Origin of the sequence: uncultured Streptococcus sp. (assembly GCF_905372115.1) — a bacterium.
Classification (GTDB): domain Bacteria; phylum Bacillota; class Bacilli; order Lactobacillales; family Streptococcaceae; genus Streptococcus.
On sequence record NZ_CAJPNR010000027.1, the window covers coordinates 1 to 26,815 of the forward strand.

Below are 26,815 nucleotides of genomic sequence, written 5' to 3' on the forward strand. Positions count from 1 at the left end.
CCGATGGCTTCAAGGGGCTTGAGCAGATGATCAGTCAGGCTTACCCATTAGCTAAACAACAACGTTGCTTCATTCATATTAGTCGAAATCTGGCTAGTAAAGTGAAACGAGCAGATAGAGCGGTTATTTCGGAGCAATTTAAAACGATTTATCGCGTTGAAAATTTAGAAATGGTAGTACAAGCTTTGAAGGACTTTATCGCTGAATGGAAGCCAAAGTATAGGAAAATAATGGAAAGTTTGGAGAATACGGGTAATCTTTTAACTTTTTATCAGTTTCCCTACCAGATTTGGCACAGCATTTATTCGACAAACCTCATTGAGTCTCTCAACAAAGAAATCAAACGTCAAACGAAAAAGAAGGTTCTTTTTCCTAACGAGGAGGCTCTGGAACGTTACTTAGTTACTTTGTTTGAAGATTATAATTTCAAGCAAAGTCAACGAATCCATAAAGGGTTTGGCCAATGTTCTGACACACTTGAAAGCTTATTTGATTAACACTCCATAACTCTACTAGAGTGTTTACACATAATTATTGACAGTATCAACAGGAACCTAACCAGCTCTTATAAAATGTCATTGTATTCATACTTAAATATAATAAAAAATCTTTATTAAGAGATTAAAGGGGCTGTCTTAAAACGATAAGAATATAAAAAAAGCAGGGCAAAGCGAATTCCTGAGGAAGCCCGTTTGCGGCTGCTTTTTCTTTTTAACGATTATTCACTTTCATGATGAGGACGAGGTTGGCAGTATCTTCCTTGCCTTCATTTTCATATATGGCACAGTGCGCTGCTGTCTTATCCCAGTCTTGAAAACTGGGCCGGCTTTCTAGCCCAATTTGGCTTTCTGTTGGTCATTCCGCTGTTGGAAGCTTACAATGGCCGGCGCGGCTACTCCCCACTCTGGGTTAAATGGGGCTTCTACGCTTTTCATCCCATACACATCAGCCTGCTCTGGCTTATCCGTTTTATTCTTTTAGGACATTAAAAACGAGACTTTGACAATACATCAAAGTCTCGTTTTTTGATTCTTTAATTTAAAGCTAATACCTGATTGATAAAGTTCATGCATAATTTTTTCCAAATTGCTAACTCTTCATAATCTGAAAATTCTGCCTGTGTATTTCGATTAATGACAGATAAGCCGTGTTCCCCCATCGCAAACATGTGCAATTCGTATAAAACAGCCTTATCTTTTAGTTTTTTAGCATAGTCCAAGAGAGCATTGTTATAGATGCAGTCGTCATTCTGCATGCCCCAAATGAAAGTGGGAACGGTGTCTGCAGAAATATGTTCTATCGGACTGTGTTCTTGTAGATTTTCTCTGGTTAACTCTTTACCCACAACTGTTTTCAAGGCCCCAGTTAGAAAGTCTAGTTTGGGCATGGGAGATAACTTGGTTGGCCGCTGATTATCTGGATCCGCCACAACACTATCATACTGATGGTTAAAGTCTAATAAGGGATAAGATAAAACTACTAAAGTTGGTCTTATTTTTTCCTTTGGATAGTTAAAATAGTCTTGCAAAATAGACTCATTCCAGCGATTAGCTAGGGAGGCACAGTGGGTAGCACCTGCTGAAAAGCCAATAAAAATGATTTTATCTGGATCAATATTCCACTGCTGCGCTTTCTCTCTTGTTATCAGCAACATTTTCGCTAAATCATAGAGGGGAGCTGGGTAGCTACTATCTTTGCCGACTGTATAATCAAGCGTAATAGCTTGAAAGCCTTTATTAAGAAAATAAAGGGCTGCCGGCTCTTTTTCACGATCTGTTACTTTAAAGAAACCGCCCCCACCGCAGATAATCACAGCCGGACGCGGATTATGATTCTTAATATCTGGCGTTTCCTCCACTAGATAGGTTGTATAAGTGACAGAGCTTTTATCAGCTCCTGACCAAAGTTCGTGTGTATTAATTTTCATGAGAATCCTCCTTAATATAAGATACAAAGCCCGTAAAAAGCGACTAGGATTTTAGGCAAGTGACGCCGGCTGCTTGCAGACAAGAAGCTTGGTCTAAATCTCTAAATCCCAATCTTTTAGGGTGTGTTCCGTTATTTACGGTACTAAGACAATTTTTCGCCTTTCTTTTTTATTATCCAGTAATCGGTGAGCCTCTGCTGCTTCATCAAAGGTCTTAATAACAGTATCATCTTCTAAAAGTCGGCCTTCTTTAAAGGCATTATTCACAAGTCTTCCTGCCATTTGCAATTGTTTTAAGTTGGCTTGGCTGATAACAAAGCCTCTGATTTGCTGACAGTTCATATAGAATTGTCGGGCATCAAAGGTACTCTCCCGAGGAGTTGTTATGAGGGTTATGGCACCCTTTAAAGCCAGCAAATCAATATTAGTCTGTAAAGCTATTTCCCCAGAAGTGTCAATAATATGATCAAAGCCAGCTGGAAATTGCTCCGTCAGCTTTTGAAAAAGCTTATCATCACGGTAATCAAAACAAGCAGAACTCCCAATTTGGCCTAATTTTGAAAAATCCTGATAGTTAGAGGTCGTAACAACCTTTGCACCTGCTTCATGGGCAAGGCAAAGCAGTTTGCTGCCTACATGGCCTGCTGCCCCTTCAATTAATAAGGTTTGACCTCTTGCCAGCTGCATAATATCCTGCAAAACGATGGCCGCAGTCGCAGCAGAGTGAACAGCTCCAATTAGTCTTACTGGATCGGCTCCTTCAGGAACTGAGAAAAGCCTTTCTGCCGGGATCAAAGCATATTCGCTAGTGACCCCCTGCCTGCTATCATAACCCATACTATTGGTCCAGACTAAATCACCAGCGGCAAATTGGCTAACGTCATCACCAACGCTGACCACCTCGCCAACAGCATCCCGACCGAGAATATAAGGTTGAGGCAATTGAGTCTGATAAAGTCCCGAGCGAATAAAGGTATCAACATAATTGACCGAGACTGCCAAAACTTTGATGAGAACTGTTTTAGGTATCACCTCTGGGACAGGCAAATCACCAATTTGGATGACTGAAGGGTCTCCCTGCTCATAAATGTAAACTGCTTTCATTTCTACTCCTTTCTCTCAATGTGTTTTGAAATATTAGTAAAATAAATTAGTCTCATTAAAAAGCCTGCAAACCAGCCAAAAGGGGCTGCCAGCCAGATACCGTTAAAACCTAGTTTTGTATGAGATAAGCAGACAGCTAACGGAACCTGCAGCAGACAAAAGGTGGTGACAGAAGCAATCAATGGCAATAAGGATTTTCCATATCCCAATAATAGACCATTTAGCACCTGCATAGCACCAAAAACAAAGTAAAAAATAGATACAATTCGTAGATAGCCTTCTCCAATCTGAACAATTGCCTTCTGACGATTAAAAATAGCAATAAAATGAGGAGCAAAACTGTAAATAAGTCCAGAAATAGCAATCGAAATCCCCAAAGTTATTATTAAGGCGCTCCTGCCTCCTTTTGCTATCCGTTTTTGTTCACCTGCCCCTTTATTTTGAGCGGTAAAATTCATAAGAGCCTGACCTAAATTAATAGCAGGCATTTCTGCAAAAGCATCTACTTTGGAAGCGGCAGTATAAGCAGCAATCGCATTTGCTCCAAAGCCATTGACTAAAAATTGGATAACCAAAAAACCTAAACTGATAAAAATTTGCTGTAACATAGCAGGAAGCCCGATAGCTAAAGAAGTCTTTAAAACGCTGACTTTCCACTTTAAATGAAGAAGATTGGGAGCCAGTTTAGGATAATATCTGTACATGTAGCGCAAACAGACTATAAAGGAAAAGACCTGTGCAAGTACGGTTGCCAGAGCGGCACCAACAACACCATAAGTGAAAAATTTTATGAAAATGACGTCTAACAAAATAGTTTGTAAATACGCATCTGCATCAGATAGCAGGCTGGCTGGAACATTCAAGTGTTCTAAAAGAACAGGAGAGTAAAGTAGACCTAAGACCATTAAAAAGAAAGAAAACAGACTAATAAAAATAATATTTGTGTCAACGACTTCTTTCATATTTTGATTTCTTTTAGCGCCATAAAGTTGGGAAATAATAACACTTGCACCAATAGACATCCCTGTAGATACTGATATTGTCAACGCTAATATTTGAGTACTAGAACCAACAGCAGCAAGGGCTTCAGCTCCCAAAAGATTACCAACGATAACAGTATCTGTAATATTATAAAGCTGCTCAAATAAGTTTCCTAAGAAAATAGGGAGGGCAAAAACAAAAAGCGCTTTTAATTCACCTCCCTTTGTTAGGTCAGTCATTTTAAACTCCTTTAAAAATGATATAATAAAGCATACAATCCATACAATTATTATAAAGGAAAACTCTTTAACGGGGACCGATAAGATTGTATGACAGACAATTTAAGGAGAGCCTATGTCTATTAATTCATTTGAAAATTACCCTATGACTTGGAAACCTGACAGAAATTTACTAAAAACGCCCCTATATTTTCATTTAGCCCAACTCTTAGAGCAAGACATTAGGGCAGGACGCTTGTCTTTTGGAACTCAGCTTCCACCGCAGCGAGAATTGGCAGATTTTTTAGATATTAATTTAAGCACTGTTACAAGAGCATTTAAAATTTGCATGCAAAAAGGGCTCATTCATGCTGTAATCGGCAAGGGGACTTTTGTCTCATCTCAGCCTCCTCTTCCTTTATCATCCTTTAAAAAGGATGAGACTTGTATCCGCCTCAGTGTCTTATGCTCCTATTATCAACTGAATCATATCGTATCTGATGTATCTAGAAAATTGATGCAGAGCCAATCAGTTGATCAATTATTTGAATTTGATGCCAGTCAAACGGAACAGGAGCAAAAGCAAAAATTGACTGCTCAAAACTGGCTACAAAAATTTCAAGTCCAAACTTCTGTCAACAATATCTTGCTGACCGATGGCACCCAGAACGCTTTAGTCATCGCATTTTTGACTCTCTTTAAAGCTGGCGATAAAATTGGAGTAGACACTTTTACCTATACAAATTTTATAGCTCTTGCTAATCAATTTCAGATTGAACTGGTACCTTTAAAAAGCGATAAAGAAGGAATACTCATTCAAGATTTAGTAAAAACACTCAAACAGCAGAAACTCAAGGCCCTTTATTTGGTTCCTACTTCTAATAATCCAACCACTGTTAGCCTGTCTTTGAAGCGCCGAAGACAGTTAGCAGAGCTTATTGTTAAAAATCATCTTTTGCTGATAGAAGATGATACTTATGCTTTTATAAATGCTAAAAACACACCACCTTTTGTTCAGCTCATTCCCCAGCATACAATCTATATCCACGGACTGTCCAAGTCTTTATTTGCTGGTCTGCGTGTGGCGTATATGGTTGTTCCTAGCCATTTGCAGCCTCAATTTACAAAAACTGCTGACACTCTTAATACTCATATCCCCTTGCTTGATGCTAATATCGTCAGCGAGCTAATTGTCAGCGGTAAAGCCGATGAGGTTATTGAAAGAAAAAAAGCCTTAGCTAAAGAACGCAATGCTTTGTACCGTCAGTATTTTCCAAACTCTGCTGCTGCCAATCCTTATGTTTTATTTCAATGGTTGCCTTTGCCTGAACACATAAATGGGTATGACTTTGAAGAATTGGCCAATAAAAACGGTGTGGAAATTTTATGCGCAGAACGCTTTCTGGTAGGAGGAGCAGAACAATCAGCTCTTCGTGTAGCCACCTGTTCACCAGATACGACAGAAGAGTTAGAACAAGGACTTAAGTTACTAAAAAAGCTGCTGCCTCTTGTCTAGTATCAGAACCCAAAAAATGCTTCCTAAGTTTTCTTTGATGATTTTATTCACTAAAATAAAAATGTGGTGTTAAGCGTGCTATCTTCACTTCATATTCCTCCCCCATCTACAATAATTTCTTTTCAATCTACTTGATAATACTCAACAAAATTTTCTTCTTACTTTTAGAGTTTTGAAGATTTTCAAAGATATTCTCATCTTGGGAAATTATTGTAAATAATTTACTTAATTTTTCATAATTTATATTTTCTGCATTGTTCATAATTTCTATTGTAGAATCAAGGAGCTCTCTCAACAAAGTATAGTCAATTTTCGAGATAAAACTAAAAACTTTGTTATTATCAACTTTGGAAAAATCAAATGTCAGATTAATTAATAAAATTAAGTCAGATAGCAATTGATTTTTTAATGATTCTGCCATACTATTTTCAAATTCAACCTTGGCTACCAATCTATAGTTGGTCAATGAGTACTTAATTTCAGAAAAATATGGAAGTTCCAGATACTTAGCTAACAAGGTTAGTAATTCTTCATAAGATCGTTGACTTGCAATTTTTATAACATGAAAATAGTACTCTTTTAACTCTTCTATTAATAGAGGATTTTCTAATAGAAATTGTTGAAATGTATTTATCAACAGTTTTTTTGCTCGAGGAATATTTATTTGTGGTAAATGAGTAGATACATGCTGTAAATTTTTAAATTTTCCAAATTTCATCATTTAATATTTCCTTTCTGGACTCTTCCTTTGGCTTGGAGGAAGAAAAGAATTGTTTTTTTAGATAAACAAAGCTACAAAAGCTACTAGTAAGACAGCTATCACTAAAATAAATAGTTTTCTTTTATTCATTTATTGACCTCTTCCTCTTGTCCGACCGACGAAGCCTCAGATTGAGTATCTCCTTGACTGTCGCTGGTGCTCGCTGAACTATCCGATTTTGGAAAATCCAAACTATACTCAGTTTCTGTACTAATCGCCGGAAGATCAACATCTATTATCTCCTGATTTTGAACAGGATGATAAGAAGCGAAAAAGGCCCAAGCCATATAAACAAAAATGGCTGGATATACAATCAGATGTTTTCCCCAAAAATTCCCAGAAGCTTCAGTACCTCTTGTAGACATTCCTTTCAATTCTGGATACTGATTCTCGTATTGTTTCTTTTTTGTCCAATACGGCCTTGATATAACAACACCTGCAAACACAACTAAGCCAATTGAAACATTTTCAAAGATTAGATTCCTAGATCCTGAATGAATCAAAATAAAGGATAGAATAGCTCCTGTAACGGCCGTTAGCAAGAATATAAGGCGGCTATAAATAGCTTCTTTTTTTAATCTAAGATATTCTTTGATGGGTGTCAAGCCCCAGTTAAACTGGACAGTAAAAAAGTACATTATTGATGAAGGTATGACTCCCTGAATTCCACAGGGGTCATACCTTTTAATTTTTCTTGCGGTCTATCAAAGTTATACCACTGAATATAGTAGCTAATTTGTTGGATTAACTCATCTCTAGTTTCTGGTTTGTGAAGGCTAAGTGACTCACTCTTTAAATGGGAGAAGAAATTCTCACAACAAGCATTGTCATAACAGTTTCCTCTTCCTGAGTGAGAGATTGTTACGCCGTAGGCATCTAATTTTCTTAAGTATTGAACGTTTGTATATTGAAAGCCTTGATCTGAATGGAGAATACAAGATTGGGTCGTATCCCATGTTTCATTAAAGACCAAATCTAAATTATCAAAAACAAGACGATTATCATTGAAATCGGAAAGCTGATAGGCTAGAATAGAGTTGTCATATAAGTCTTTTATGACACTTAGAAACATCCGTCCATTTTTGTAATAGACATAACTGACGTCTGTCACGAGTTTTTGGTTGGGACGAGATGCTTCAAACCTGCGGGCAAGCATGTTGTAGTGGACGTGTCTTGCCTTTTCGTTTATCTCACGTTGTGTACAAGAGTCATATTTTTTCTTGCGAATGGGGGATTTGAGCCCTAAGATTCTCATATAACGATGAATGGTTTTCGGATTATGATAGATATTTTTTTGGCGTTGGAGTTGACGCCAATGATAGCGATAGCCCTTAGGCTGCTCTTTGAAAGATGCTGTAATGTGTTCAGCTAAATTCCAATCAAACGCTTTATAATCTGATTTGCCATTTTTTAGCCATAGATAATAAGACGAGCGAGGAAATCCAAAATAAGCACACATAGCCACTATTGAATAACGATCTTTTAATTTGTGAACCACTCGATACTGGGCACTTCTCACTTCTTGAGGAGTGCCCTTAAAGTTTTTAAAATATCATTTTCCATCCTAAGATATATATTTTGTTCCTCTAGTGTCATATCTTCTAGTTTGATAGACTTTGGACGACTGGTAGATGATTTCCCTCGTAAATCTTGTTTCAGAAGTTCGGGATTTTTGCGATACTTTTTTACCCAGTTCTCTACCTGACTTTTGGATTTTAAGCTATATTTTCGTGCAATTAATGACAGTCCTCCACTTTTTCCACTTAAGTAATCTTCTACTACTTGGAGTTTAAAATCTGGATGGTAGGTAGTGAATTGACTTCCTTTTTTAGCCATAAGAAAAGAACCTCCTTATAAGAACAGTATAGTGTACTTTTTTATACTGTCCATTATAAGCGGTTCTGTTCAGGGTGGTTCTTTTTCTGTCATGATGACAATCCTTTCATCTATCAGTCTCTGTTTATTTTAACACAATATCAATCAAATAAGTATAGGGTTATGAAAATCAAAAACGAATGATGGTCTTAGACTGGGCTTGGTCTTCATCATTCGTTTTATTCTTGTTTTACATCAAAATGTAAGCTTAGCTAATCTGAACAGTTTTTAGCTGGCCATCTGATCCTGTAAAGCTGATGCTTCTACTTGCTGGATTATAGCTGAAAGTCTCTGGACTGACACCGTAGAGCTGAGAAAGCTCCTGCAATTTCTGGTTGAATGCTTCCTCTGTCATGCCAAAACTCGCTGCTAAGCTTGATTGACCAGTAGGATTTGCAGCCGCCGAAGCTTCTGCTGGCTTGTCAGATTGTTTTTGAGCTGTTTCTGCAGCATCAGATTCGGAAGGTTGTTTGCCATTTTGCGCCGTTTCAGGAGTACTGCTGCTGGCTGGCTGACCAGAAGCAGGTTGTTCAGCCGGTGCTTTGAGGAAGCCTTTTTGCACCGCATAGGCATCTGCTGCTTGGCGCTCGGCTTCTGACAAGTCTTTCTTGTAAATATAATGCTCGTGGTCCAGATGGGCTACCCGATAGCCTTGCTCGTCCGCTCCGACCATATCCTGCAGATTAAAGCGATAACCATCATCGTCCCTATGCTGAGAATCAGACTCGTTTGTTCCCTCAGGATGGACGAGTGACTGTTGGAAGGCCAAGATTTCCTTGAGCAGCTCTTTCTTGTCAGTAGCTCTCTGTCCAAGCTTATCAAAAAGCTGGTCCAGCTGCTGGTATTGCTGCTCACTTCCTTGATTCTTTTCCAAATACTGATGGATAGACATGAGCAGATTATAAAGCTGTTGATAAACTTCCTGATTTTCCGTGTTAGCTGGCTCTTCCTTTTGTCCAGCAATGGTTCGGCTCATCTGTTCCAAAAGCTTCTGACTAGCTGTCAGTAAAGCTTGCTTATCTGAGCTGCTGCTCTTTAATTCCTTGCCTAATTCCAAGATTTTAGCTGCATAGTCTGCCCGGCTGTTTTGGTCCTTTACTTCTCCAAGCAATTCCTGCGCTTTCCCAAGGAAGACAAGGGCTTGAGCGCTCTTTTCGCTATCATCCGAGGTGCCAAAATCATCATAAATACCTTTCAAAAAGTCATAAATCATGGCTTTGTAGGTTGGCTGATCTGGCTCTCCCTGATCCAACTCTGTCTTTTCAGAGGACGGAGAAGGCTGACCGCTAGCAAGGGCAGCTGCAATCTCTTTCTTAGTCTGATAGAGGGCAGGAAAAAGCTGCTGGAGATTAGTCGCTTCTATAAAGGCTTGAGACTTATAGAGAGTCAAGGTCAGCCCAGCTGCTTTTCTGCGCAGCTCAGGGCTCAAACGCCCATCCTCTAAAGCTTGATAGAAATAACGAATATAATCAACTGCTGTGACGCCTGTCCGATCATGATAATCTTCTAAAGCTGATAGTAATTGTCCTAGCTCTGTCATTTCAGCTTGGTTCTGGCTAGCATAAGCATTCTGCAGACGCTGCAGCAAGTCAGCTTTCTTCATTCCATAACTATCCGTATCAAGTCGGTTCATTCTCTCCAAAAGCCCTTGATAGGTCTTGTCTAGCTCGGTCTCCTGGATTGGCTTGACCGTCTGATCCACATGGATAAACTGCTTATCAAAGTTATCCAGACTGCTCAGGTAGCCAGCTGTTGAGTTGCTAGGCAGCTTCTTCATGGTTTCCACAAACTGCCCCAAAGCCAGCTCAATCCGCCGCTGCATAAGAGGATCATCGGCATAGAGACGCTGACTGTCCGATTTTAGACTTTCTACTTTTTGCAAAACAGCAGCCTCATCATAATCACCTTGCTCATACTTAGATTGAATCTGAGGCAGACGATTTTTCAAGGCTTCTGCTGCGCCCTTGGACTGGATCTTGATATAGTGGCTGTGGTCGCCATGAGGAATGACAAACTGACTATCTTCCACTTGCAGACTGTAAGGCGACAGACCTGAACGCAGGGCAGTTGTGTAGAGCTCATTCATGAAGTCCAGCTCTGCATTACCCGTTACCAGAGGAATGCGGACATGCTCCTTGCGGACAGCATAGGGGTGGATATGCGTCGGATCATAGGCTTGGTCAGGGTTATTAAAGACAAAGAAACCATTTGAGATGCGAACCGCTTCCTTGGGCACGCCATAGGTTTGAGAGATATAAGCAATCTTTTCCTCATCGCTGGCATCGCGTGAATAGCGTTCAGCGTCATTAACTGCTGGTAACGGTTTTGCTGTTTGCTGCTTGGCCAAGACTTGCTCCGCTGCTTGAATCTGTTCAGCAGTCAAGTCTTTCTTGTAAAAGTAATGAGCATGGTCTCCGTGCGATACCATGTAGCCTTGGTCGTCCTTGCCAATGACAGCCTCCGCATGAAAACCATGGTCGTGCTCAGGCTGTGACGGTAGCTGAGGCTTCAAAGCTTGCAGAGGATCTCCTAGCGGCTCGTAAGTATATCCAATAGGAATCAAGCGGGCAATCTTCGCTTCCAAGTCTGATAGCTTGTCATAAGGAATGAAATGATGGTGGTCTCCGTGGGGTATAACGACTCCTTTGTCTGTCCGACGGCTGATTTTCAGCGGGTCAAAGACCACGCCGTCCCCTTCATGATAGCGCTGAGACTGAGGCAGGGCATAGAGTTGCTGCAGCAGACTTGGCAAAGATAGCTGAGATGGTTGAGACGGCTGGAGCGGATTGGACAGACTCGGCTGCGTAACCGCTAAGCCAGGACTTGGTTGCTCAAGCTTTGAATGATTTGGCAGCTGTGGAGTCGGATTTGAGACTACTGGTCCACCCTGATTGATAGCACTATTCTGGTTCCAAGTATTGGAAGAAGTAATCGTCCTGCTGTAGTTAGGCAGATTCACCCTTCCGCCAGCCCGCCTGCTATTCCAATAGCTCTGAGCCGCAGCCAATTCTGCAGGCGACAAGTCGCTCTTAGGAATATAGTGAAAATGCCCGCCATGCGGCACGATAAAAGCATCACCTGTATCTTCGATGACGTCAGAGGGACTGAACGTATAACCATCATCCGTCCTATATCCTCCTTGACCTTGATAAGAAACTCCTGCAAGGTCTGCGGCCGTCTTTCCCGCAGCTAAGGACTTGCTAGGCTGGCTGAAATCGCGAGTTCTGCTTGATTTTATAGTGGAAGATTTGCCACTATCGCCTTCTTCCTTAGTCTTATGCAGCTTCTTCTGCCGAGCAATCTCATCCACCGAGCGGACATTACTGGTATGCTTGGCATCCTTGAGGTAGAGATAATACTTCCCCTCCACCTTAATGATATAACCATCCTTGACCTCATTAACAATATCTGCTTGCTGCAGCGTGTAGTTAGGATCTCGGATAATCAACTCTTCGCTAATAATGGCATCAAAAGGCACTTTCCCGTCAAAGTAATGATAATGGTCTCCATGAGAAGTGACATAGCCTTGATCTGTGATTTTTACAACGATTTGTTCTGCTTCAATACCTTCCTCATCATTGATTTGGTCAGGTGTCAAATTTTTATTTTTATCCGTCTTGTCACCCGAAGTCTTGTCCTCAATATAGGCTACTTTGTTATCTTTGGTCTGAGGTCGGGGCTGAGCTTGCCATTGGATAAGTCCGTAAGTTCCGAGACCGAGAGCTAATACAGCAGCTGAAGCAAGGAAATATTTCTTTTTCATGGTTGTCTTTTATCCTTTCAAATCTTTAGCTAAAACAGCTAGATTCTTTTCTAAATTTTCTAAATAAGATAGTTGGTTGGCTGGATCTGCTTCCAGAGGATTCAGCTCCTTGATTTCTACACCGGTCGCCTTGACCAAGGTTTGAGCTACTTTGGAAGAAGCATTGCTTTCCACAAAAATGGTCTTCACCTTGTGCTCCTTGACAAAGTCTTCTATCTCTGTCAGCTGACGAAGACTAGGCTCCTGCTCCGGTGAAATACCAGCAATACCCAACTGGGTCAGCCCGAAGCGCTTGGCTAGATAAGAAAAAGCTGTATGCTGGGTAACAAAGGTCTTGTTGGGTACTTTGTCGAAAATCTTCTGGTAACGCTCGTTCAGCTCCTTGGCCTCTTCTTGAAATTTTCGGGCATTGGCCTGATAAGTATCCCGATGGTCGCTATCCAGCTCCGACAGCCTGTCGGCGATAATCTGAGCTTCCTCCGCAGCTTTCTGAGGATCTAACCAGGTATGGGGGTCATAGAGCGTCTTCTCATCCACTCCCTCTCCTGCTTGGACATCTTCCAAGCCTGCAACCCGATCCAGCTTCATACCCTGGGAAGCCTCAAGGACTTGAACCTTGGAATTCTTGAGACTAGGATTCAGCTCGCCAGCCCAGGACTCCAAGGTCCGTGAGTGATAGACAAAGACATCTGCATCATAGATGGCTGCCACATCATTGGCTGAAGGCTCAAAATCATGAATGCCGCTATTAGACTGAATCATGCGCACATCATTCAGATCGCCCGATATAGCCTTAACCATGGAGTAAATAGGATAAAAGCTGGTTACAATCCTAAATCCTTGCGACGGACTGGATGGACTGGATTCCTTTTGAGACTGACAAGCACCGAGACACAAGACAAGGGCCAGCAGGCTAAGGCAAGCTGAAAATTTTAAAGCGCGTTTCATAACATCTCCTTAACTCATTATCAACCGGTTTATTAACCGGTTAATATCATACACTTTGTCAACTTCTTTGTCAAGTTTTTTAAGAAAATAAAGAAAAAAGGAAGTAGGATTCTTTCCCACTTCCTCTTTGCTTTTAATTTAATATATTTGAACGGTTATTTATTATGATTATTCAAGGATAGAATAAGCTTGGACAGATGCATTTTTCAAGCTTAACTGTATGAGATTACTTTTCCGACTTACAGACTGTCAAATGACAATCTGGAACTGAAAACTCCATCTCTATATCGCTTCTGTAGTGAAACTGCGGCTTTCAAGCACCTTCAGCATGGCATCAGCCGTGTCCAAGGCTGTGAACAGTGGAACTCCGTGCTCAATAGCTGAGCTGCGGATAATTTGACCATGCTTATCAGCTGTCCGCTTGGTTCCGACCGTGTTAATAATAGCCTGAATCTTGCCCTTGCGGATATAGGCTGGGATGTCCTTGTTATCATCACTGCCGATTTTTTCAACAAGTCGAACGTGTAGGCCGTGATTTTCAAAATAAGAGGCTGTCCCCTTAGTTGCCCAGATACCATAGCCAATATTGGCAAAACGTTGAGCCAGCTGCAGGGCTTCTTCCTTGCTGTCGTCTGCAATAGTAAAGACGACATTTCCAAAGTTTGGCAGATGGAGATAGGAAGCCTCAAAAGCCTTGTAGAGCGCTTTTTCCAAAGTTCGGTCGCTGCCCATGACTTCGCCAGTAGACTTCATCTCAGGTCCCAAAAGACTGTCAACCTTCGCCAGCTTGGTAAAGGAGAAGACTGGCGCCTTGATATGAACCATGGAACTCTCCGGATGGAGGCCGTCTTCATAGCCCAGCTCTGCCAGACTTTCTCCAAGAATCAAACGAGTCGCTACTTGCGCCATCGGAATATCGGTCACCTTGGACAAGAAAGGAACGGTCCGGCTGGCCCGTGGATTGACCTCAATGACATAAACCTGCTCATCTTTGATGACGAACTGAATATTCATCATGCCGATACAGTTGAGTCCCAGAGCCAAACGCTTGGTATAGTCTGCAATGGTATCCTTGACTTTCTGCGATAGGTTTTGCGGCGGATAAGCCGCCATGGAATCCCCTGAGTGAACCCCCGCCCGCTCGATATGCTCCATAATCCCAGGAATCAAGACATGACGACCATCTGAAATGGCATCCACTTCGCACTCATCACCAACAATATAAGAATCAACCAAAACCGGATGATCTGGACTGGCCTTAACCGCTGTCCGCATATAAGAACGCAAATCAGCTTCGTTTTCTACGATTTCCATAGCACGGCCACCCAAGACATAGGAAGGGCGCACCAGGACTGGGAAGCCAATCTTACGAGCAGCCTCTACTGCCTCCTCTTCATTAGTGGCCGTCTGACCCGGTGGCTGCGGAATATCCAGCTCCTTCAGCGCTTGCTCAAAGAGATCCCGATCCTCAGCTCGATCCAAGTCCTCTACTTGGGTGCCTAAAATCTTCACACCAGCCTTGGACAAAGGCTCTGCCAGATTAATGGCTGTCTGCCCGCCAAACTGAACGATAACACCTTTAGGCTGTTCCAGCTCAATGACATTCATGACATCTTCAAAGGTCAGCGGCTCAAAATAGAGCTTGTCAGAGACAGAAAAGTCAGTCGATACAGTCTCTGGATTGCTGTTCATAATAATCGCTTCGTAGCCAGCTGCCTGAATAGCCTTTACAGAATGAACAGTCGCATAGTCAAATTCGACTCCCTGCCCGATTCGGATAGGACCTGAGCCCAGCACCAGAACAGATTCCTTGCTGGATTTGACAGATTCATTTTCAAAGCCATAGGTAGAGTAGAAATAAGGCGTCGCAGACTCGAACTCAGCAGCACAGGTATCCACCATCTTGTAAACCGGCACAATATTTTGCTCCTGCCGGATGCGACGCACCTGCTCAGCTGTCATACCCCACAAGGATGCAATCTTAGTATCCGCAAAACCATTTTGCTTGGCTTTCTTAAGCACATAGCTATCTCCGATATGACTAGCCAGCTCCTGCTCAATTTCGTAAATGTGGAGCAGCTTATCCAGGAAAAAGACATCAATCTTGGTTAGCTCGGCAATTTCATCTGGACTGTAACCACGGCGAATAGCCTCTGAGATGTAGAAAATCCGGTCGTCTTGCGCCTTGACAATCTTCCTCATCAGCTCATCATCGCTTACTTGGCTGAGAGCAGGCAGCTCATTGTGATCCACACCAACTTCCAGAGAGCGGCAGGCCTTGAGCAGACTCTCCTCAATATTGCGCCCGATAGCCATGACTTCGCCTGTCGCCTTCATCTGGGTTCCCAGACGGCGCTCACCCTGCTCGAACTTATCAAATGGAAAGCGTGGAATCTTAGCGACCACATAGTCCAGAGCCGGCTCAAACATAGCATAGGTAGAGCCTGTTACCGGATTGATGATTTCATCCAATGTAAGCCCGACTGCGATTTTCGCCGCCAGCTTGGCAATCGGATAGCCAGTCGCCTTAGAGGCTAGGGCTGATGAGCGGGAAACCCGCGGATTGACCTCGATGACATAGTATTTGAAACTATGCGGGTCCAGAGCCAGCTGTACATTACAGCCCCCCTCAATCTTCAGCGCTCGAATAATCTTGAGACTGGCGTCCCGCAGCATCTGGTATTCATAGTCTGAGATAGTCTGACTAGGCGCAAAGACGATTGAATCCCCTGTGTGAATGCCGACTGGGTCAAAGTTTTCCATATTACAGACGACTAGCGCATTGTCGGCGCCATCCCGCATGACTTCGTATTCGATTTCCTTAAAGCCCGCTATAGATCGCTCGATTAGACACTGAGTAACAGGAGAAAGTTTGAGGCCGTTTTCTGCGATTTCCTGCAGCTCTTCTTCATTGCTACAGATACCGCCGCCAGTTCCTCCCAGTGTAAAAGCCGGACGGACAATGACTGGATAGCCGATGCTAGCCGCAAATTCCAGTGCTTCATCAACTGTATTGACAATCTCTGACTCAGGGATGGGCTGGCCTAACTCTTCCATCAGCTGCTTGAAAAGGTCTCGATCTTCTGCTTGGTCAATGGCTGACAGCTTTGTCCCCAAGAGTTCCACTCCCAGCTCTTCTAAAAGCCCTGACTTTGATAATTCCATGGCCATATTGAGTCCAGTCTGGCCGCCCAAAGTAGGCAGAAGAGCATCCGGACGCTCCTTACGCAATATCCGCGCAACAAACTCCAGCGTGATTGGCTCGATATAAACCCGGTCCGCAATTTCCTTGTCCGTCATGATGGTCGCTGGGTTAGAATTAACCAAGACGACACTGTAGCCCTCTTCTTTCAAGGACAGGCATGCCTGAGTCCCTGCATAGTCAAACTCTGCAGCCTGACCGATAACGATAGGTCCAGAACCAATGACCATAATTTTCTGAATATCTTTACGTTTTGGCATAGTGCACCTCTCAATCTTGCTTCCTAGTAAGCCTGATGGGCATCCATCATTTCCATAAACTCATCAAAGAGATAGTCTGCATCATGTGGTCCCGGCGCAGCATCTGGGTGGAACTGCACAGAAAAGGCAGGATAATCTCGATGGCGCACACCTTCGACAGACTTATTATTGATTTCTTCATGAGTCACAATCAGGCATTCCGGCAAATCCTCACGGCTGACTGCATAGCCGTGATTTTGACTGGTAAAGTCAACTCGGCCTGTCGCAATCTCCCGCACAGCATGGTTGAAACCACGGTGGCCGAACTTCATCTTATGCGTCTTAGCACCGTTAGCCATGGAGAAGAGCTGATGTCCCATACAGATCCCGAAAATTGGAATCTTGCCCTGAACACCACGAATCATGTCCAGGGCCTCCGGCACATCTTCCGGATTGCCCGGTCCATTTGAGAGCATGACTCCGTCAGGATTGAGCTGGAGGATTTTCTCAGCACTAGTATCATAAGGTACTACTGTCACGCTGCAATTGCGCTTGGCCAGTTCTCGCAGGATAGAATGCTTCAAACCAAAGTCAACCAATACCACGCTGCGACCCGTTCCCGGAGCTGGATAGGCCTGCTTGGTAGAAACCTGCTTGATATTATCAGTCGGCAGAACTGTCGCCTGCAGCTGGTCTTGCAGATGCTCGATGCTATCCTCTGCATTAGCAATGGTCGCCCGCATGGTTCCATGCTGGCGGATAATCTTGGTTAGTGCCCTTGTATCAATTCCCGAAATGCCTGGTATCTTCTTGATTTTGAGGAACTCATCCAAAGACAATTGCTGGCGCCAGTTACTGGCACGACGAGCATACTCATAGACCACCACTCCCTTACAGGTCGGCAGAATGGATTCATAGTCGTCCCGATTGACACCATAATTTCCAACCAAGGGATAGGTAAAGGTCAAAATCTGGCCGTTATAAGACTGATCTGTAATCGATTCCTGATAGCCAGTCATGCCTGTGTTAAAGACGATTTCGCCTGTCACGAAAAGATCCGCTCCAAAAGCTTCCCCTTCGAAAATCATGCCATTTTCTAATATTAAAAGTCTCTTTGCCATTGTTCCCTCCTGTCCAAGATGCAGACCGCCCATGACCATCCACATAAGATATATAATAATAGGGAGTGGGATTGCTTTACATAGCCTCACCCACTCCCGGCCTACTGTCCGAGATTATTGACGGCCTTTCAGAACTGCTTCGATAATAGCCATTCTGACAAAGACGCCGTTGGTCATTTGTTCAGCGATACGCGATTTTGGTGCTTCGACCAGATGATCCGCAATTTCTACATCACGGTTAACTGGAGCTGGATGCATCAGAATCGCAGTATCTTTCATGCGGTCATACCGCTCCTGAGTCAGCCCATGCAGTCTGTGGTAATTTTCTTTAGAAAAGATGGACTCGTAGTCATGGCGCTCATGCTGCACGCGCAGGAACATCATGACGTCCACTTGATCAATCACCTCATCAATGGTGACAAACTTACCATAGTCCGCAAACTCCTGGCTCCGCCATTCTTCCGGACCTGCAAAGTAGAGCTCTGCTCCCAAGCGCTTGAGAATCTGCATATTTGACTTAGCCACGCGCGAATGATCCAAGTCACCAGCAATCGCAACCTTGAGTCCTTCAAAGCGACCAAACTCTTGGTAAATAGTCATCAGGTCCAGCAAGCTCTGGCTAGGATGCTGACCAGAACCGTCTCCTCCGTTAACGATGGAAGTCGTAATTGTTGGACTTTCAACTAGCTCTTTGTAATAATCTACTTCTGGGTGGCGAATGACACAGACATCAACGCCTAGGGCAGACATGGTCAAGATAGTGTCATACAAGGTTTCTCCTTTGTTGACCGAGCTGGTCTTGACATCAAAGTCCAGAAGATCGCAGCCTAACTTCAACTCCGCTACCTCAAAGGCCTTGTGGGTCCGCGTCGAAGGTTCAAAGAAGAGGTTAGACACGATATGCTGCTCATCATAATGGACTTTAGCGCCATTTTTAAATTCGATTCCGCGTTTAATCAAGGCCATAACTTCTTCATTTGACAGAGTTTCCATAGAAACAAGGTTCTTAAGAGCGATTTGATTGGATGACATGATGTAATTCTCCTTTATGAAAGAATGAGGGCTTCCAGAGTGCTGCAAGTAAAGTCGCTCTGAGAGCAAGCTATTTTTGAACGAAAGTTAATGATTTAGTGCCTAGCTCAATCCTTGGGCTCAGGCAGGACAAGATAGAGGACAATTCCCAGAATAGTTGACAAGGCAACTCCTGAGATTTGCAGACCAGACAGCTGCAAGGTCAGACCACCGATACCAGACACCAAGATGACGCTGGCAATCAAGAGATTCTTTTTGTTGTCAAAGTTGGTCTGTGCTTCGATCAGAATCTTGAGACCGCTCGAAGCAATTACCCCAAAGAGGGCGATGGAAATACCACCCAGCACAGGACTCGGAATGGATTGGAGCAGGGCTGAGACCTTGCCCACAAAGCTCATGACAATGGCTAGCACTGCTGCACCCGCAATGACATAGACGCTGTAGATTTTATTGAGCGCCATGACTCCGATATTCTCTCCGTAGCTAGTCACTGGCGGTGCTCCGAAAAGCCCTGCAATAATCTGAGCCAGACCATCACCAGTCAAGGTCTTGTCCAGTCCTGGATCCTTGAAGAAGTCCTTGCCTGTCAAACTATTCAGCACCATAACATGTCCGAAGTGTTCTGTCATGGTTACAAAGGCGATAGGCGCCATAGTTAAAATCGCACTTGGATAAAATTTCACATCGTAGTCCAAGAAAGGCAGACTCATGGGCGGAAGGTGGAACCAAGAAGCTTCTCCTACCTTGGCAAAAGAGACGATTTCCTGCCCAGTCACGGCTCCTAGAATCAAGCTAAAGATATAGCCAACTATCAGGCCTAGCAAGACTGGGATAATTCCCACAATCTTCTTACCATAGATATTAAAGAGAATGACTGCCAAGAGAGTAACCATACCAATAATGAAGTAGGTCAAATCATAAACCTTTTCCCCATTAGCTGCAGTCTTGTTCATCACATCGCTAACAGCTGTTCCAGCCAAGCTCAGACCGATGACCATGATAATGGGGCCAACCACTACTGGCGGCAGCACCTTGTCAATCCAAGCATTGCCGGCAAACTTGACAATCAGGGCTACGATGAAATAAACCAAACCACCAGTGATAGCTCCCTGTGCAACCGCTCCGATACCATCAGTCTTCATCAGCATCTGCATTGCTGCGATATAAGCAAAGCTGGATCCCATGTAGGCTGGAATCTTGTACTTGGTAACAGTCAGATGGGCCAGTGTCCCCAGACCGCTGGAAAAAAGAGCTACCGCTGGGTCAATTCCCACCAGAATTGGTACCAAAACTGTCGCCCCAAACATGGCGAACAAGTGCTGAAAGGATAGTCCTAAAAGCAGACCTGGCTTTGGCATATCATGCACATCATACTTAACATCTTGACTCATTTAGCTAATTACTCCCCCATAATCAAAACGCGATCTTGACCGTCTGTCTCGGTCATCTCAACAACAATCTCCTCAGTTTGGCTAGTCGGAATGTTCTTGCCAACATAGTCTGCTCGAATGGGCAGTTCGCGGTGACCACGGTCTACCAAGACAGCTAAGCCAACCCGAGACGGACGTCCATGACTGACCAGATTGTCGATAGCCGCTCGGATAGTTCTTCCTGTGTAGAGGACATCGTCTATCAGGATTACTTGACGGTTGGTAATATCCACTGGAATCACTGTCGTATCTTCTTCAACCTTGATATCATCACGAAAAGGCTTAGTGTCTACTTCAGCGACTGGAATATCGATATTCTCCAACTGAGCCAACCGCTTCTGAATCCGGTGAGCCAAGTGAACCCCACGGGTCTTAATCCCAGCCAAGACCACTTGATTTAAGTCCTTGTTGCGCTCGATGATTTCATAGGTAATCCGCGTAATCGCGCGATTCATGGTGATGTCATCGACAACTTCTTTTGTTTTCATTCTTTCCTCCTCAAACAACAGAAAAAGTCTCCTCATACAAGGAGACTTCAGAAAAATCTAGTCAGGCAAGCTAAAACAAGACGCACTTGCTTACACTCCACCCATCTTTTTACTTGCTCCTTGTCTATCTCTCTGGATAGAATTAAAGGATTATTTAATTTTTTATACTATATCACAATTTCAAAACTATTTCAAGAAAAAATTGTATTTTTTCTGCTTGACTGGATATGGATTAATGATTAGCTTCTTTCTCTTCTTTTTCCTTATCTTTTGAATTCTTTGGATTTTCTTTGTCTTCTGCTTGAGCTGGCTCGTCTTTTAATTCAGGATTTTCAGCAGTTGGCACTTCTTCTGGTAATGGCTTAGAAGAGTTTTCTAGATTCTCAGCTTGATTGTTTAACTCTGCTTCAGCAGATCCAGCTGGATGCTCATTATCATTTGAAGCTCCTTGGCTGCTTACTTCAGCTGAGGCTGGCTTATCGGATGCTAGCTTTCCTTGTGCCTTATTAGGCTCACTTTCCTTAGGCGCTTCCTTCTTTTCTTCTTTTGGATCAGCCGGCTTATTATTGTCAATGCTGCCACCCTGAACATCTGGGAAATGCTGCGCCAAGGCTTTCGGAATTTTATTTTCATTCAATTCAAGCTCTTCTTTAGGGATGTGATTGTCGCTGACATTGATATAAGTCACCGTCTTATTTGGTTCCTGCAACGCTAAGGTTGTGATTTTATTCTTGTTGACAGCCAGATTGTCTAAAGACCTAAACTGATTAATTCCTTCCAAGTTTTTCAGCTCATTCTCACCCAAGTTTAAATTCTTCAAGGAAGACTGAGCGGCTGGAATGTCCAAAGATGTAATCTTGTTTTGACTTGCGGACAAAGTTACTAAATTCTTAGCAGCTTCAACTCCCGCCAGCGAAGTCAGACGATTGCCATTTAGGCTTAGAGTTGTCAGATTTGGATTAGACTTCAGGAAGTTCAAGCTCTCAACATTGGAATTGTCAGCTGTTAATTCTTCCAGATGGGAAGCCTTAAGGGTATTGATATTTAAGTTTGGGTTATTGGATAAAAAAAGCCTTGTTAAATCTTCTTTTTGGCTCAGAACAGAAACATCGTGCAACTGATTGTGCTCTAAACTTACCGCTTTTAATTTTGAAAGCTTGGTCAAAGCAGAAATATCTGAGATATTGTTGTAGTCAAGGTTCAATGACTCCAGATTTTTCAGCTTAGCTAGGGGTGAGATATCGGTAAGGTCATTTCCCGCTGCGGCGACTGTTTTGAGGTTTGGGTAATCCTTCAAGAAAGATAAATCGGTGATACCATTCTGGGAAATGTCCAAGCCTTCCAAGGTCGGAATTTCTTTTAAGAAATCATAGTTGGTAACGCCTGTCTTTGTCATCCACAGCTGTTTTAAATGCTTAAATTGCAGCACTGGTCTGATGTCCTTTATCGGAGTGAAACCAATCCCCAGAACTTCAATATTTGGCATCAGTTCCAAGCCTTTTCTTTCCAGCGGATCTTTGCGCTGGCCGATATTTAGATACTTCACAGTTGCCAGCCAGGCTTTCATCTTTTCCGTATCCGTCTCATCTGATGGGAATGGGGTATCTGCCGTAGCATGTAAAATATCTTCAATGATTTCATCATCAAATCCTAGAGCTTTCAAGGTTGCCATACCAACTGTTTCATGAGCGTGCGGATTTCCATGAGGGTCAAAAGGCTTGGTCGTATCAATCTCACTGACCAAGGTTGAATGGCTGTGATCGCCATGCGGATAGATAAATACCTTTCCTTTATCTGTATCACTCACTTGAATCAGACTTTCATCGATTCCTAATTGCTGAGCCAAATAGGCCTTTTTCTTAGCAATTTCTTCTTCCTCATCTAATGGACTTGGCGCAGGCTTAGGTGTAGGAGCTGGTTCTGGCGACGGTTCTGGTGAAGGCTGTGCTTGCCCTTGTCGGCCATAGTAGGCATCTTCAGCAGCTTTCTTATGTTCTGCGGGAATCAATGACTCCCAAGGTGAAGCAATCAACTGCTCATAGGGGATGAAATGAGTATGACCATTATGATCTGCTAGCAAGCCTGTAGCAAGTTTGCCTGTTACCCCTGTACCTCTAAATAAGAATCCATCGCTGGTAGGATAATCAATCCCAGCAAACTGGCGTTTAGTTGTCCCTTGCTGCTGGGGAACAGACGGCCTAAGCGTTGGGTGATAAACAGGTCCAGTAGTATTGCTAGGCGGCGTTGGACGATAACTCGGTGCTTGTGCAAGATTACCCACTGACTGCTTCAAAATATAATGAAAATGATCCCCGTGACGCACAACATAGCCGTATTGGTCTTCCGACACAATGTCTCTAGGATTAAAAACATAGCCATCATCAGCAGTGCTCATTTGATTTGCCAGCTGACCTGAGCCCGCAGTCACTTGCCCATCTTTTGGTATCAGATAGGCCCATTTACTATTCTTTAGATCAGAATAAAAAATAAAGTGTGTATGGCCATCATGCTCTAAAATCAAACCTTCACTAGTTCTAGCTTTAATTTGAGACTCGCTTTTGAAGAGAAAACCATCATCCGTCGGCTTATCAACACCAGGAACTTGTCCTTTTTTGGTCGCCTTGCTTTTCTTCTTCACTTCTTGCTTGGTCTTAACCTTATCCTTACTTTTTTCCTGTTGAGAAGGCTGAGACTGACAAGCCACCAAGCAAAGGTTACAAGCTAAGATGATTCCTGCTAAACCTAATAGTTTTTGATTGTGTTTCATTTCTTCCTCCTTTTTGTTTAACTGGTTAATAATTAACTAGTTAACTATATCACACAAATCTGATATTAGCAAGAAAAAATCAAAGCAAAATAAAAAAACAGAGCAAATCTGTTTTTTCATCTACAAGTACATGTCTCTAAGAAGTATTCTTCTTTGAGGAAGAGATGGACTTTATCCCGTAAAAGACAAAACCAAAGATTAGGTAGGCCGCAAAAATAATCAGACACATCTGGATGACATAAGGCCAACCTTTCTTAAAGACATTGAGGAAAAAGTAAGGAAATGGATTGTCCTTGGATCTTGGAATGTTTATTTTCAGGAAAAAGCCATTAAAGAGAGCAAAGGCCATGTAGACCAAAGGCACACTCGTCCAAGAAATCGGATCAAACCAGCGGTACTGGCGCGATTTGTCAAAGATTACTGTATCCAGAAGAAAAGCCAAGGGGACTATATAATGACACAAAAAATTCTCTAGACGGTAAAAATCTGTCGCAATTGGGGCTAGCAAGAGGTGGTAAACGACGCAAGTAATCATGATGGACATGGTTACCCCGCCCTTGATTCGCAAGATTTTCGGCGCCTTCCAAGCATCGCCAGGTCTCATCATCAGATAGACCAGATAGCCCGTAAAGAGCAGGACCAAGAGATTGGACAGAACCGTATAGTACATGAGCATGCCCACGCCATACTTAGTGATTTCCAGATACACACCCAAAAAGGCCAGGATAAAAAGAATAATTCGATAAATTAAGATAAAACGACGATTCATAGAGACCTCAAATTTTCTTAACAAACTCTGACTTGAGCTTCATCGCACCGAAGCCGTCAATCTTACAGTCAATATTATGGTCGCCTTCCACGATGCGGATATTTTTCACGCGCGTTCCCTGTTTGAGATCCTTGGGTGCTCCTTTGACTTTCAGATCCTTAATCAAGGTAACTGTGTCGCCGTCAGCCAGCTTATTGCCATTAGCATCAATTGCAACTGGTCCTTCTTCTGTTTCTTGAACCTCAGCTGGATTCCATTCATAGGCGCACTCTGGACAGACCAAGAGCGTTCCATCTTCGTAGACATACTCAGAATTACATTTAGGGCAGTTTGGTAAGTTGTTCATTTTCTTCTCCATTTCTAGTCAAGGCTGCTAAATTTCCATACCAGCCTTCTATATATGATTAAGCTCTTCTTTCATTTTTCAAGTCCAGCAGAACACTAATCGATGTGACGGTCAACTAAATCCTAAAAATCTAGTTTGCTCCTATTTTCACACCTTTCTAGTATAAGCTATTTTAAGCATTTTGACAAATCTCTTTTAGGATTTTTACAGGTCTTGACCTTTCTGCAAAAACAGTGTACTATACTAATGTATATACAGATAAAAAGGAGTCACTATGAAACCAAAATCTAAAAATCAGTTTATGACGCTGACCGCTTTTTTGACTGCACTAGCTATTGTTATCCCGCTAGTTATGCCGATTAAAATTGTCATTCCGCCCGCTTCCTTCACCTTAGCCAGTCATGTCGCTATCTTTTTGGCTATGTTTATCTCCCCTCTCATGACGGTGATTGTCGTGATTGGTTCTGCTATTGGATTTGGAATGTCCGGACTTCCTTTTATCATCACGCTTAGGGCCCTGTCCCACTTGCTCTTTGCTAGCATCGGCGCTCTTTATCTGCAAAAGCACCCTGACACACTGGACAGCCAGAAGAAGACTTGGATATTTAACTTCCTACTAGCCTTGATTCATGCCTTTGGCGAAGTGGTCGTCTGCATCCTCTTTTACACAACGTCTGCCTATCCTGCTAATGCTTTCTATATCTTATTTGGTCTGGTTGGACTTGGTACGGTCATCCATAGTATGGTCGACTTTGTCATTGCTAAGTTCATCTATCAAGCGCTGAAAAAGATTCGCTAGAGCTTGAAGATTCCTGACTTTTGGTTTACAATGAAGCTATGACCAAGCAAAGACGAGAAGAACTATTAAACCTTTTGAAAACATCATCTGCTGCCCTCAATGGCCAGTCACTGGCTGAACATTTCCATGTGACTAGGCAGATTATCGTGCAAGATATTGCCCTCTTGCGGGCTGATGGTGCCCCCATCCTCTCAACCAACCGTGGCTATCTTTATAAAGACCGCCAAGAAAGCACTGCTGTTTATCAGCTCTTCAAGGTTCAGCATAGGGCTGAGGATATGGAAGCTGAGCTGCTGGCTATCGTGGACAATGGTGGACGCGTACAGACTATTTTGATTGAGCATCCAGTTTATGGCGAAATCCAGACTTACCTGAAGCTGACCTGCCGCCGCGATGTCCAGCATTTTCTCCAGCAAGTCGCATCCTGTGCCTTTCGCCCCTTATCTGAGCTGACAGATGGAGTCCACTATCACCTAGTACAAGCCGACTCCCAGCAGGATTTGGACTATGTAGAAGCCGCCTTGAGAGACCTAGGATTTTTACATGAATGAATAGCAAGAAAGAAAAAGACTGATTAGGCCCCAACCTAGTCAGTCTTTTTAGTACATACTCTTACGCCAACCGCCTTCGATGCGCTCGTGATAGTAATATTCGGATAATTCTTCATCTTCCATCATACGCAGAAGTTCTAGCATATCGTAGGCCAAGTCCAGCTGTGGCAGGCTGTCCTTGTCTACCCAAGAAATCTCTCCCTCTTCAGTCGAGTGAATCTGACCAAAGAATTCAGTTGCTTTGTAGCAAAAGACGATGTAGCGAACCCCTTCATCCGTATGCCAGTTCTTAACCCCAACCAATTTCGGATGACTAATAGTCAAACCCGTTTCCTCTAAAATCTCACGCACAACTGAATCATGCAAAGACTCGCCCTTTTCAATATGACCACCCGAAAAAGCATATCCGGACCAACGATAGCGCTCAGGAGAGCGATACTGCATTAGGAGTTTACCGCGCGATACATCTTCAACAAGGCAGATGTTTGTTAGGATTGTTTCTTGGGCATGTGACATTTCTTCTTCCTTTCTAAATAAATAGCAATAAGAGTTGCAAGCCCAGCTATTGAAAAAAATAGGATATAAGTTGCAATCGGAAACCAAACATAGCGAGAATCCAAACTGATTAGAGGTGGTGCAAAATGTTTTCCACCTTTTGTCCGAATTCCTATAAAATAATGGATTAAGAAAACCGGCCCGTTCAGATAAAGAAATCCTTCCGCTAAAACCTTCAGAGAAGTAAATCCTTCTTTTATCAAGCTACCAAATCGAGAATAATAAGGAATAAGCACCAAGAGGACCAAGTTTACATATAAAGGAGTAATATAATTCAAATGACGAAGTGGAGCAGGAATGCTCTCATTACCAAAAGTTAAATATCCCACACCAATCGCAACAACTATTAAGACTAAAAAATTTAAAAAAGCTTCTACTACCCGATGGTTTTCCAACCAAAGACTAAAATTATTCCCCTGAACTT

At 42.9% G+C, this 26,815-nt stretch carries 23 protein-coding genes; 4 read left to right on the plus strand and 19 right to left on the minus strand.

Annotation, left to right across the window (positions count from 1 at the left end):
- Positions 1 to 497: transposase (locus tag QZ169_RS07840; protein ID WP_295506084.1), on the plus strand; the 497-nt coding region annotated here is incomplete at its 5' end.
- A 536-nt stretch (positions 498 to 1,033) separates the two neighbouring features.
- On the opposite strand, the gene QZ169_RS07845 is transcribed toward QZ169_RS07840, so the two are convergent.
- The 3 genes from QZ169_RS07845 to QZ169_RS07855 all read right to left on the minus strand — a co-directional run bounded on the left by QZ169_RS07845 (position 1,034) and on the right by QZ169_RS07855 (position 4,278).
- Entirely contained in the window at positions 1,034 to 1,927 is an 894-nt protein-coding gene (locus QZ169_RS07845; RefSeq protein ID WP_002924421.1) for an alpha/beta hydrolase, read from the minus strand.
- A 135-nt stretch (positions 1,928 to 2,062) separates the two neighbouring features.
- Positions 2,063 to 3,031, minus strand: coding sequence for an NADPH:quinone reductase (locus QZ169_RS07850; protein WP_002924420.1), 969 nt, complete (start codon positions 3,029 to 3,031; stop codon positions 2,063 to 2,065).
- A gap of 2 nt (positions 3,032 to 3,033) precedes the next feature.
- Complete coding sequence (locus QZ169_RS07855) at positions 3,034 to 4,278, minus strand: MATE family efflux transporter (protein ID WP_268687550.1); 1,245 nt, start codon at positions 4,276 to 4,278, stop codon at positions 3,034 to 3,036.
- An 88-nt stretch (positions 4,279 to 4,366) separates the two neighbouring features.
- On the opposite strand from QZ169_RS07855, the gene QZ169_RS07860 reads away from it, so the two are divergent.
- On the plus strand, positions 4,367 to 5,746 hold the full coding sequence (locus tag QZ169_RS07860; RefSeq protein WP_002930724.1) for a PLP-dependent aminotransferase family protein: 1,380 nt from the start codon (positions 4,367 to 4,369) through the stop codon (positions 5,744 to 5,746).
- A 127-nt stretch (positions 5,747 to 5,873) separates the two neighbouring features.
- Here the strand turns inward: QZ169_RS07860 and QZ169_RS07865 are convergent, their stop codons facing one another.
- The 14 genes from QZ169_RS07865 to QZ169_RS07930 all read right to left on the minus strand — a co-directional run bounded on the left by QZ169_RS07865 (position 5,874) and on the right by QZ169_RS07930 (position 24,486).
- The gene (locus QZ169_RS07865) at positions 5,874 to 6,467 is read right to left on the minus strand and encodes a hypothetical protein (RefSeq protein WP_002930725.1); all 594 of its coding nucleotides are present in this window, start codon (positions 6,465 to 6,467) and stop codon (positions 5,874 to 5,876) included.
- A gap of 125 nt (positions 6,468 to 6,592) precedes the next feature.
- Entirely contained in the window at positions 6,593 to 7,111 is a 519-nt protein-coding gene (locus QZ169_RS07870; RefSeq protein ID WP_295506090.1) for a hypothetical protein, read from the minus strand.
- A 32-nt stretch (positions 7,112 to 7,143) separates the two neighbouring features.
- Entirely contained in the window at positions 7,144 to 8,004 is an 861-nt protein-coding gene (locus QZ169_RS07875; protein WP_295506093.1) for an IS3 family transposase, read from the minus strand.
- A gap of 17 nt (positions 8,005 to 8,021) precedes the next feature.
- Positions 8,022 to 8,342 carry a helix-turn-helix domain-containing protein gene (locus tag QZ169_RS07880; RefSeq protein WP_295506095.1) on the minus strand — a complete coding sequence of 107 codons (321 nt, stop codon included), beginning with the start codon at positions 8,340 to 8,342 and terminating at the stop codon, positions 8,022 to 8,024.
- A 247-nt stretch (positions 8,343 to 8,589) separates the two neighbouring features.
- Positions 8,590 to 12,144, minus strand: a complete 3,555-nt coding sequence (locus tag QZ169_RS07885; protein ID WP_295506098.1) for a pneumococcal-type histidine triad protein — start codon at positions 12,142 to 12,144, stop codon at positions 8,590 to 8,592.
- A gap of 9 nt (positions 12,145 to 12,153) precedes the next feature.
- The gene (locus QZ169_RS07890) at positions 12,154 to 13,092 is read right to left on the minus strand and encodes a metal ABC transporter solute-binding protein, Zn/Mn family (RefSeq protein WP_295506100.1); all 939 of its coding nucleotides are present in this window, start codon (positions 13,090 to 13,092) and stop codon (positions 12,154 to 12,156) included.
- A gap of 282 nt (positions 13,093 to 13,374) precedes the next feature.
- Positions 13,375 to 16,554 (minus strand): carbamoyl-phosphate synthase large subunit, encoded by a 3,180-nt coding sequence (gene carB / locus QZ169_RS07895; protein ID WP_295506114.1) that lies wholly within the window; start codon positions 16,552 to 16,554, stop codon positions 13,375 to 13,377.
- Between the two features lie 23 nt (positions 16,555 to 16,577).
- Positions 16,578 to 17,654 carry a carbamoyl phosphate synthase small subunit gene (locus QZ169_RS07900; RefSeq protein WP_295506117.1) on the minus strand — a complete coding sequence of 359 codons (1,077 nt, stop codon included), beginning with the start codon at positions 17,652 to 17,654 and terminating at the stop codon, positions 16,578 to 16,580.
- Between the two features lie 114 nt (positions 17,655 to 17,768).
- On the minus strand, positions 17,769 to 18,686 hold the full coding sequence (locus QZ169_RS07905; protein WP_295506122.1) for an aspartate carbamoyltransferase catalytic subunit: 918 nt from the start codon (positions 18,684 to 18,686) through the stop codon (positions 17,769 to 17,771).
- Positions 18,687 to 18,793: 107 nt separating this feature from the next.
- Positions 18,794 to 20,077: a uracil-xanthine permease family protein gene (locus QZ169_RS07910; RefSeq protein ID WP_002900181.1), complete on the minus strand. Its 1,284-nt coding sequence runs from the start codon at positions 20,075 to 20,077 to the stop codon at positions 18,794 to 18,796.
- Between the two features lie 8 nt (positions 20,078 to 20,085).
- The gene (gene pyrR / locus QZ169_RS07915) at positions 20,086 to 20,604 is read right to left on the minus strand and encodes a bifunctional pyr operon transcriptional regulator/uracil phosphoribosyltransferase PyrR (RefSeq protein ID WP_049539170.1); all 519 of its coding nucleotides are present in this window, start codon (positions 20,602 to 20,604) and stop codon (positions 20,086 to 20,088) included.
- Positions 20,605 to 20,836: 232 nt separating this feature from the next.
- The gene (locus QZ169_RS07920; RefSeq protein WP_295506141.1) at positions 20,837 to 23,371 is read right to left on the minus strand and encodes a pneumococcal-type histidine triad protein; all 2,535 of its coding nucleotides are present in this window, start codon (positions 23,369 to 23,371) and stop codon (positions 20,837 to 20,839) included.
- A 136-nt stretch (positions 23,372 to 23,507) separates the two neighbouring features.
- Positions 23,508 to 24,140 carry a Pr6Pr family membrane protein gene (locus tag QZ169_RS07925; RefSeq protein WP_295506144.1) on the minus strand — a complete coding sequence of 211 codons (633 nt, stop codon included), beginning with the start codon at positions 24,138 to 24,140 and terminating at the stop codon, positions 23,508 to 23,510.
- Positions 24,141 to 24,147: 7 nt separating this feature from the next.
- Complete coding sequence (locus QZ169_RS07930; protein WP_161543033.1) at positions 24,148 to 24,486, minus strand: zinc ribbon domain-containing protein YjdM; 339 nt, start codon at positions 24,484 to 24,486, stop codon at positions 24,148 to 24,150.
- 274 nt (positions 24,487 to 24,760) lie between these two features.
- Between QZ169_RS07930 and QZ169_RS07935 the strand changes: the two genes are divergently transcribed.
- Positions 24,761 to 25,285 (plus strand): membrane protein, encoded by a 525-nt coding sequence (locus QZ169_RS07935; protein ID WP_002906384.1) that lies wholly within the window; start codon positions 24,761 to 24,763, stop codon positions 25,283 to 25,285.
- 20 nt (positions 25,286 to 25,305) lie between these two features.
- The gene (locus QZ169_RS07940; RefSeq protein WP_295506152.1) at positions 25,306 to 25,836 is read left to right on the plus strand and encodes a transcription repressor NadR; all 531 of its coding nucleotides are present in this window, start codon (positions 25,306 to 25,308) and stop codon (positions 25,834 to 25,836) included.
- A gap of 48 nt (positions 25,837 to 25,884) precedes the next feature.
- Here the strand turns inward: QZ169_RS07940 and QZ169_RS07945 are convergent, their stop codons facing one another.
- A complete protein-coding gene (locus tag QZ169_RS07945) occupies positions 25,885 to 26,352 on the minus strand; it encodes an 8-oxo-dGTP diphosphatase (RefSeq protein WP_295506159.1) in 468 nt (155 codons plus the stop codon).
- Positions 26,325 to 26,815, minus strand: a 491-nt coding sequence (locus QZ169_RS07950) for a hypothetical protein (protein WP_295506164.1), incomplete at its 5' end; no start/stop codon positions are given. The genes QZ169_RS07945 and QZ169_RS07950, both read right to left, overlap by 28 nt.

Bases quoted from the DNA above. Each gene is read 5' to 3' on its own strand.
- QZ169_RS07935 (WP_002906384.1), top strand. From the start codon at position 24,761: ATGAAACCAAAATCTAAAAATCAGTTTATGACGCTGACCGCTTTTTTG.
- pyrR (WP_049539170.1), bottom strand. From the start codon at position 20,604: ATGAAAACAAAAGAAGTTGTCGATGACATCACCATGAATCGCGCGATT.
- QZ169_RS07900 (WP_295506117.1), bottom strand. From the start codon at position 17,654: ATGGCAAAGAGACTTTTAATATTAGAAAATGGCATGATTTTCGAAGGG.
- QZ169_RS07920 (WP_295506141.1), bottom strand. From the start codon at position 23,371: ATGAAACACAATCAAAAACTATTAGGTTTAGCAGGAATCATCTTAGCT.
- QZ169_RS07890 (WP_295506100.1), bottom strand. From the start codon at position 13,092: ATGAAACGCGCTTTAAAATTTTCAGCTTGCCTTAGCCTGCTGGCCCTT.
- QZ169_RS07905 (WP_295506122.1), bottom strand. From the start codon at position 18,686: ATGTCATCCAATCAAATCGCTCTTAAGAACCTTGTTTCTATGGAAACT.
- QZ169_RS07930 (WP_161543033.1), bottom strand. From the start codon at position 24,486: ATGAACAACTTACCAAACTGCCCTAAATGTAATTCTGAGTATGTCTAC.
- QZ169_RS07910 (WP_002900181.1), bottom strand. From the start codon at position 20,077: ATGAGTCAAGATGTTAAGTATGATGTGCATGATATGCCAAAGCCAGGT.
- QZ169_RS07850 (WP_002924420.1), bottom strand. From the start codon at position 3,031: ATGAAAGCAGTTTACATTTATGAGCAGGGAGACCCTTCAGTCATCCAA.
- QZ169_RS07865 (WP_002930725.1), bottom strand. From the start codon at position 6,467: ATGATGAAATTTGGAAAATTTAAAAATTTACAGCATGTATCTACTCAT.
- QZ169_RS07945 (WP_295506159.1), bottom strand. From the start codon at position 26,352: ATGTCACATGCCCAAGAAACAATCCTAACAAACATCTGCCTTGTTGAA.
- QZ169_RS07885 (WP_295506098.1), bottom strand. From the start codon at position 12,144: ATGAAAAAGAAATATTTCCTTGCTTCAGCTGCTGTATTAGCTCTCGGT.
- QZ169_RS07925 (WP_295506144.1), bottom strand. From the start codon at position 24,140: ATGAATCGTCGTTTTATCTTAATTTATCGAATTATTCTTTTTATCCTG.
- carB (WP_295506114.1), bottom strand. From the start codon at position 16,554: ATGCCAAAACGTAAAGATATTCAGAAAATTATGGTCATTGGTTCTGGA.
- QZ169_RS07845 (WP_002924421.1), bottom strand. From the start codon at position 1,927: ATGAAAATTAATACACACGAACTTTGGTCAGGAGCTGATAAAAGCTCT.
- QZ169_RS07880 (WP_295506095.1), bottom strand. From the start codon at position 8,342: ATGGCTAAAAAAGGAAGTCAATTCACTACCTACCATCCAGATTTTAAA.
- QZ169_RS07860 (WP_002930724.1), top strand. From the start codon at position 4,367: ATGTCTATTAATTCATTTGAAAATTACCCTATGACTTGGAAACCTGAC.